Annotated in this window: 5 protein-coding genes and 1 other RNA gene; all 6 read left to right on the top strand. The window is 71.9% G+C overall.

Features of this window, described 5'->3' with window-relative positions:
• Positions 1-85 precede the first annotated feature (85 nt).
• The 6 genes from ACFU7Y_RS36095 (at position 86) to ACFU7Y_RS36070 (ending at position 7,271) form a co-directional block, all read left to right on the top strand.
• On the top strand, positions 86-1,210 hold the full coding sequence (locus ACFU7Y_RS36095; RefSeq protein WP_380770885.1) for a S41 family peptidase: 1,125 nt from the start codon (positions 86-88) through the stop codon (positions 1,208-1,210).
• Positions 1,211-1,254: 44 nt separating this feature from the next.
• The gene (gene smpB / locus ACFU7Y_RS36090) at positions 1,255-1,731 is read left to right on the top strand and encodes an SsrA-binding protein SmpB (protein ID WP_224282587.1); all 477 of its coding nucleotides are present in this window, start codon (positions 1,255-1,257) and stop codon (positions 1,729-1,731) included.
• Between the two features lie 86 nt (positions 1,732-1,817).
• Positions 1,818-2,199, top strand: a transfer-messenger RNA (tmRNA) gene (ssrA, locus tag ACFU7Y_RS36085).
• Positions 2,200-2,350: 151 nt separating this feature from the next.
• Positions 2,351-4,654 carry a HelD family protein gene (locus ACFU7Y_RS36080; protein WP_380770884.1) on the top strand — a complete coding sequence of 768 codons (2,304 nt, stop codon included), beginning with the start codon at positions 2,351-2,353 and terminating at the stop codon, positions 4,652-4,654.
• 351 nt (positions 4,655-5,005) lie between these two features.
• Complete coding sequence (locus ACFU7Y_RS36075; protein ID WP_224282585.1) at positions 5,006-6,478, top strand: NAD-dependent malic enzyme; 1,473 nt, start codon at positions 5,006-5,008, stop codon at positions 6,476-6,478.
• A gap of 508 nt (positions 6,479-6,986) precedes the next feature.
• Entirely contained in the window at positions 6,987-7,271 is a 285-nt protein-coding gene (locus ACFU7Y_RS36070) for an HU family DNA-binding protein (protein WP_030242980.1), read from the top strand.
• The last annotated feature ends 42 nt before the right edge of the window (positions 7,272-7,313 follow it).

Here is a 7,313-nt window from a genome sequence, read left to right as displayed (position 1 = left end):
GCACTGCGCCGTCCGGGGCCGCCGGCGTTCCGCGGTCCATCGTTCCGGTCCGTCCCGTGCGGACCGGTGTCTACACTCCGGTGCCATGCTTCAAACTCCGCGCAGGGCCCGTCAGGTGGCCGTCCTCAGCCTGGTGTTCGGTGCCGTGCTGCTGGCCGGCGCGGCCACCGGCGCCTGGGGCGACCCGCCGCGCCGCCCCTCCGCCGACACCGCCCCGGCCGGCGGGCTCCCGGCGGACCCGGCCGGCGCCGCCCTGTCCGAGCAGCAGGCCGAGCACCTGCTGGCGGCCGGCGGCGACCGCTGGGGCGCGTACTACAGCGCCCAGGAGTACGCGGAGTTCAGCCAGGGCCTGGACGGCCGGTACCCGGGCGTCGGCCTCTCGGTCGGCCGCGGCCAGGACGGCGTCACCGAGGTCTCCCAGGTCGCGCCGGGCGGCCCGGCCGCCGCGGCCGGGATCACCCCCGGCGACCGGCTCGTACGGATCGGCCAGGACCAGGCCGACCACCTGCCGGTCACCGAGGTGGTCGCGCGGCTGCGCGGCCAGGGCGAGGAGCGCCGGGCCGGCTCCGAGGTCACGCTGACCGTCCGGCGCGGCGAGGGCGAGGAGCGCGAACTGCGGCTGCGGCGCGTGCTGCTGGACAGCCGGCAGGTCACCGCGGAACAACTGGGCAAGGGCGTGCTGCGGGTGACCGTGCGCGCCTTCACCAGCGGCGTGGCCGACCAGGTGCGCGCCGCGCTGCGCACCCCGCACACCGGTGTGGTGCTCGACCTGCGCGGCAACTCCGGCGGGTTGGTCGACGAGGCGGCCGGCACCGCCGGGATCTTCCTGGACGGCGGAACGGTCGGCTCGTACCAGGAGCGCGGCGAGACCAGGGAGTTGACCGCCCCGCCCGGCGGCGACCAGCGCACCCCGCTGGTGCTGCTGGTGGACGGCGGCACGATGAGCGCCGCCGAACTGCTCGCCGGCGCCCTCCAGGACCGCAGCCGCGCCCTGGTGGTGGGCTCGCGGACCTTCGGCAAGGGCACCGTCCAGCAGCCCAGCCGGCTCGCCGACGGCGCCGTGCTGGAACTGACCGTCGGCCGCTACTACACCCCGGCCGGCCGCTCCCCGGACGGCACCGGCCTCACCCCCGACGTCCCGGCCGACTCGGGCGAGGCGGCCGACGAGCTCGCCCTGCGGGTCCTCGCGGGACTCGGCACCCGCGCCTAAAGCAGCTGCCCGATCCGGCGTCGAAGTGCGAGAATGGCCGCGCTATGGCAAAGGAAACCGGACAGAAGCTGATCGCGCAGAACAAGAAGGCGCGACACGAGTACACGATCCTCGACACCTACGAGTGCGGCCTCGTACTCACCGGCACCGAGGTCAAGTCGCTGCGTGAGGGGCGGGCCAACCTGGTCGACGGCTACGCCTACATCCAGAACCACGAGGCCTGGATCGACAACGTCTTCATCCCCGAGTACACCCAGGGGACGTGGACCAACCACGCGGCCCGGCGCAAGCGCAAGCTGCTGCTGCACAAGCTGGAGATCCGCAAGATCGAGACCAAGGTCCGCGACGCGGGTCACACCCTGGTCCCGCTCTCGCTGTACTTCAAGGACGGCCGGGTGAAGCTCGAACTGGCGCTCGCGGTCGGCAAGAAGCTCTACGACAAGCGCCAGACGCTGCGCGAGAAGCAGGACACCCGCGAGACGGCCCGTGCGGTGGCGGCGGCCCGCCGACGCCAGCGTTAATCCGCTGGACCCTCGCCCGTCGCCTCGCGTACTATGGCGCAAGCAACACGGACGATCACCGTCCGAGCTGTTTCTCAACAAAACATGGGGATGATCGGTTTCGACAGGGGATGTTGAAACAGGGGAAGCGAGCCGAGGAACGCGGCAATGATCTCGTTAACCACGTGTCGCAAAAAAATAATCGCCAACTCTAAGCGCGATTCCCAGCAGTTCGCTCTCGCTGCCTAATAAGCACCGATAGCGCTTGGGTGTCAGACCGGGGGGTTCCCGACCCGGACCCTGGCATAATCTAGGGAACTCAACCGTCCGCCCGGGCTGCGGGGGCGGATGGGAAATCAAACAGCAGCTGGGCCTGTTGGCGGCTTGTCCGTGTGACCGCCAGGGCCGAGAAAAGCACAGCGGACTGCGCTCGGAGAAGCCCTGAATTGACTCCACTGGACCCGGGTTCGATTCCCGGCATCTCCACCACCCCATGTTCACACCGAAGGCCGTCCACCGCTCCGCGGAGGGCGGCCTTCGACTTTTGTCCGTTCCGGAGCAGCGCAGCCCCGGGGTCGCGGCGTAGGATCATCCGTCCGCTCGTTTTCCGGAGCCGGATTCCGCCGCAACCACCGAGGCCATGCAGAGCAACACGCCCACCACCCCCGCCACCGACCACGAGACCGTCCGCGCGCGCGAGATCGCCGGTGAGCAGCAGCACCTCGACACCGTCTACCACCGGTTGGAGGAGAAGCTCGCCGAAGCCGAGTACATCCTGGAGGACGCCGCCAAGCGGGTCCAGGTCGGCACCCCCGGCGCGCTCGCCGAACGCGACGCCCAGGTCTACCGGGCCGGCGCCCACCTCCAGCGACTGAACAGCGAGTTCGAGGACTTCCTGTTCGGCCGGATCGACCTCCAGCGGGCGGACGCCCCGGAGGAGCACGGCATCCCGTCGAACACCCCGCTCGACCCGGCCGACCCGGCCGTCGCCGAGACCCTCCACATCGGCCGGCTGGGCGTGCTGGACGCCGAGTACGGCCCGCTGGTGATCGACTGGCGCGCGCCCGCCGCCGCCCCGTTCTACCGCGCCACCCCGGTCGAGCCGGGTCGGGTGATCCGCCGCCGGGTGATCCGCTCCAAGGGCCGCAAGGTGATCGGTGTCGAGGACGACCTGCTGCGTCCGGACCTCACCCCGACCCTGGACGGCGAGGAGCTGGCCGTGGTCGGCGACGGCGCGCTGATGGCCTCGCTGGGCCGCGCCCGCAGCCACTCGATGCGCGACATCGTCTCCTCCATCCAGAAGGAGCAGGACGAGGTGATCCGCGCCGCCGCCGCGGGCGCCACCCTGGTCACCGGCGGCCCCGGCACCGGCAAGACCGCCGTCGCCCTGCACCGCGCCGCCTACCTGCTCTACCAGGACCGCCGCCGCTACGCCGGGGGCATCCTGGTGGTCTCGCCGACCCCGCTGCTGGTCTCCTACACCGAGGGCGTGCTGCCCGCGCTGGGCGAGGAGGGCCAGGTCGCCATCCGGGCGGTCGGCTCGCTGGTGGACGGCATCGAGGCGGGCACCTACGACACCCCCCAGGCGGCCCGGGTCAAGGGCTCGGGCCGGATGGCGCAACTGCTGCGCCGGGCCGCCCGCGCGGCACTGGAGCTGGGCGCGCCGCAGGAGCTGAAGGTGGTCGCCCGCGGAGAGGTGCTGAAGCTGGACGCCGGCCGACTGAAGGCCGTGCGCGGCAACGTGGTGGGCTCCGGCGGCACCCCGCTGAACCTGCTGCGCCCGCGGGCCCGCAGGCTGCTGCTGGACGCCCTGTGGCAGCAGGCCACCAGGCACCTGCCGAAGCCCGCGGACCACTACGCCCGCGAGCAGCGCCAGGAGGAGAAGGAGTCCTTCGACGAGTACGTCTCGGACGAGGCGTCGTTCCTGGACTTCCTGGACGCCTGGTGGCCGGCGCTGACCCCGCGCCGGGTGCTCGGCACGCTGCGGCAGCACCGGCACACCAACCGGATCGCCCGCCGCGCCGTCACCCCGGACGAGGCCAGGCTGCTGGCCGCCTCCTGGCGCCACCTGTCCGCGGTGGGCGAGGGCGCGCTGTCCGCGCACGACGTCGCGCTGATCGACGAGCTCCAGGTGCTGCTCGGCGAGCCGGCCCGCCCGAAGGTCCGCGAGGTGGACGCGGTGGACCTGCTGAGCGGTCTGGACGAGGTCACCACCTTCGCCGACCGCAGCGCCCGCCAGCGCGACCGCCAGCCGGCCGAGCGCAGGGAGTACGCGCACGTCATCGTGGACGAGGCGCAGGACCTCACCCCGATGCAGTGGCGGATGATCGGCCGCCGGTCCCGGATGGCCACCTGGACGATCGTCGGCGACCCGGCGCAGTCCTCCTGGCCGTTCCCGCAGGAGGCCCAGGCGGCGCTGGACGAGGTGCTCGCCGGCAAGCCGCGCCGCCGCTTCACGCTGACCGTGAACTACCGCAACCCGGCCGAGATCGCCGAGGTCGCGGCCAAGGTGCTGGCGCTGGCCGCGCCGGGCACCCCGTCGCCGAGCGCGGTGCGCCACGTCGGCGTGGAGCCGCGTTTCGCGGCCGTCACCGACCCCTCGCCGGAGGCCTTCGGCGCGGCCGCCCGGGTCGAGCTGGAGCGGCTGCTGGCCGAGGTGGACGGCACCGTGGCGATCGTGGTGCCGATGGACCGCCGGGACGAGGCGGCCGGCTGGGCCGAGGGCCTGGGCGGGCGCGTGGTGGCGCTGGGCAGCCTGGAGGCCAAGGGCCTGGAGTACGACGCGACCGTGGTGGCCGACCCGACCGGCATCGCCGGAGAGTCGGAGGCGGGGCTGCGGGTGCTGTACGTGGCGCTGACCCGTGCGACCCAGCGGCTGACCGTGCTCTCCGGCCCGGACGACCTGCCGGACGCGGCCGGCGTGCCGGCACTGCTGCACGGCTGACGGCCCCTACGGAAGAAGGCCCCTCACCGCTCGGTGAGGGGCCTTCAGACGTTGATGACACCGACCCGCCATGCTCGCCTCGCGGCAAGTGGTCCCTCGAAGGGACGAAGGTTGGGCCCGGGGGCTTGGATCGAGCCGGTGTCTCGTCCAATGTAACGCATCGGCCGGGAGAGGCAAGGAGTGAGCGGCGGGATACCGGCGGCAGTCGGGTGGGATTGTCGGGTCCGCACACTCAATGAACGTTATTTCTGGCTGCCCCTTGGAAGGTGCGACGATCGAGGTCTAGCATGCGCAGGCGATGCCTTCAACAAAATGTTGAGCCTGCGGGACAGACGGAAGAAGGAAGCGTCGATGGCGACGGTGCCCAGTGTCTCCAACTCGATCACGGTACGGCTGGAGGTCCCGGCCCGGGGCAACGCCGTCAGTGCGATCACCACGGCCGTGGAGTCCTCCGGCGGGTCGGTGACCGGTCTCGACGTCACCGCCTCCGGCCTGGAGGCGCTGCGGATCGACGTCACGGTGGCGGCCGCCTCGGTCGCGCACGGCGAGGAGATCGTCGAGAAGCTGCGCACGATCGACGGCGTGTCGATCGGAAAGGTCTCGGACCGCACCTTCCTGATGCACCTCGGCGGCAAGATCGAGATGTCCTCGAAGCTGCCGATCCGCAACCGTGACGACCTCAGCATGATCTACACCCCGGGTGTCGCCCGGGTCTGCATGGCGATCGCGGAGAACCCGGAGGACGCCCGCCGCCTGACCATCAAGCGCAACAGCGTCGCCGTGGTCACCGACGGCTCGGCGGTGCTGGGCCTGGGCAACATCGGCCCGGAGGCCGCGCTGCCGGTCATGGAGGGCAAGGCGGCCCTGTTCAAGCGCTTCGCCGGGATCGACGCCTGGCCGATCTGCCTGGACACCCAGGACACCGACGAGATCGTCGCCATCGTCAGGGCGATCGCCCCGGGCTTCGCCGGGATCAACCTGGAGGACATCTCCGCGCCGCGCTGCTTCGAGATCGAGGCCCGGCTGCGCGAGGCCCTGGACATCCCGGTCTTCCACGACGACCAGCACGGCACCGCGATCGTGGTGCTGGCCGCCCTCACCAACGCGCTGAAGGTGGTCGGCAAGGAGATCGGCGACATCCGCGTGGTGATGTCGGGCGCCGGCGCCGCGGGCACCGCGATCCTCAAGCTGCTGATGGCGGCCGGCGTCGAGCACGCCACCGTGGCGGACGTGCAGGGCGTGGTCCACCTGGGCCGCGGGGACCTCAACGAGAACCTGCGCTGGATCGCCGAGCACACCAACCGCTCGGGCCGCACCGGCAGCCTCAAGGAGGCCGTGGCGGGCGCCGACGTCTTCATCGGCGTCTCGGCCCCGAACGTCCTGGACGGCGACGACCTGGCCACCATGGCGCAGGACGCGATCGTCTTCGCGCTGGCCAACCCGGACCCGGAGGTCGACCCGGCCGTCGCCCGGCAGACCGCCGCCGTGGTCGCCACCGGCCGAAGCGACTTCCCGAACCAGATCAACAACGTGCTGGTCTTCCCGGGCGTCTTCCGCGGCCTGCTGGACGCCCAGAGCCGCACCGTCAACACCGAGATGATGATCGCCGCCGCCCGGGCGCTGGCCACCACCGTGGCCGACGACGAGCTGAACGCGAACTACATCATCCCGAGCGTGTTCCACAAGGACGTCGCCAAGACCGTCGCCTCGGCGGTGCGCGAGGCGGCCCTGGCGGGGGCCCAGGAGGCCCCCGCGCCGGCCCGTCCGACCCCGGGTATCGTCGGCACCCTCGACACCGCCGCGTTCCCCACCGTCAAGCTCTGACGGCCGGACGGGGCGACGTGTCGCAGATCGCTCAAATGTGCGAATAGCGGTCATGCCCGCCCAGCCCGCCCCGAACCCTTGCGACACAAGGGCGAGGGGCGTGTTTGGGCTTGTCAGTCGTAGGGCGTACCGTAGCCCTGCACGGGGCAGGCGTGTCCGACAAGTACGGAACGTCCCCCTGGTCTTCCGGCGTGTCGTCCCGACCGCCGCCCGCGCCCGGTCCGCCGGAGCCGACGGAGCGTCATACCTCCAACGGGCGGGCGATGTTCGGGTGGCTCGGCCGGGGCCCGATTGGCTTTCTCGGGGCCGGTCGGGGCAGGATTCGTATCCAGGCGGGCGGGTGGGCCTTCGACGGCTCCGGCGCGCGGCATCGGGTACGGACCCGGCCTGCGACCACGCATTGCCTGCATGAGCACAGTGTGCGGACCTGCGGCCCATCCGGGTGCCCCCCGGTGGGAGCACCGATGGGCCCCCGCGCACCGCAAGCGAACAGACCACAGGAGTACACATGAACCGCAGTGAGCTGGTGGCCGCGCTGTCCGAGCGCGCCGAGGTGACCCGCAAGGACGCCGACGCCGTTCTGGCCGCCTTCGCCGAGATCGTCGGCGAGGTCGTCGCCAAGGGCGACGAGAAGGTCACCATCCCCGGTTTCCTGACCTTCGAGCGCACCCACCGCGCTGCCCGCACCGCCCGCAACCCGCAGACCGGCGAGCCGATCCAGATCGCCGCGGGCTACAGCGCCAAGGTGAGCGCCGGCTCCAAGCTGAAGGAAGCCGCCAAGGGCGCTGCCTGAGCCACCCCTTGAACGCCCGAGAGGCCGGGCTCCCCGCTGGGG

Origin of the sequence: Kitasatospora sp. NPDC057542, assembly GCF_042801945.1 — a bacterium.
GTDB lineage: Bacteria > Actinomycetota > Actinomycetes > Streptomycetales > Streptomycetaceae > Kitasatospora.
This window is presented reverse-complemented; position numbering and strand designations above follow the sequence as displayed.

Bases quoted from the DNA above. Each gene is read 5' to 3' on its own strand.
- ACFU7Y_RS36095 (WP_380770885.1), top strand. From the start codon at position 86: ATGCTTCAAACTCCGCGCAGGGCCCGTCAGGTGGCCGTCCTCAGCCTG.
- smpB (WP_224282587.1), top strand. From the start codon at position 1,255: ATGGCAAAGGAAACCGGACAGAAGCTGATCGCGCAGAACAAGAAGGCG.
- ACFU7Y_RS36080 (WP_380770884.1), top strand. From the start codon at position 2,351: ATGCAGAGCAACACGCCCACCACCCCCGCCACCGACCACGAGACCGTC.
- ACFU7Y_RS36075 (WP_224282585.1), top strand. From the start codon at position 5,006: ATGGCGACGGTGCCCAGTGTCTCCAACTCGATCACGGTACGGCTGGAG.
- ACFU7Y_RS36070 (WP_030242980.1), top strand. From the start codon at position 6,987: ATGAACCGCAGTGAGCTGGTGGCCGCGCTGTCCGAGCGCGCCGAGGTG.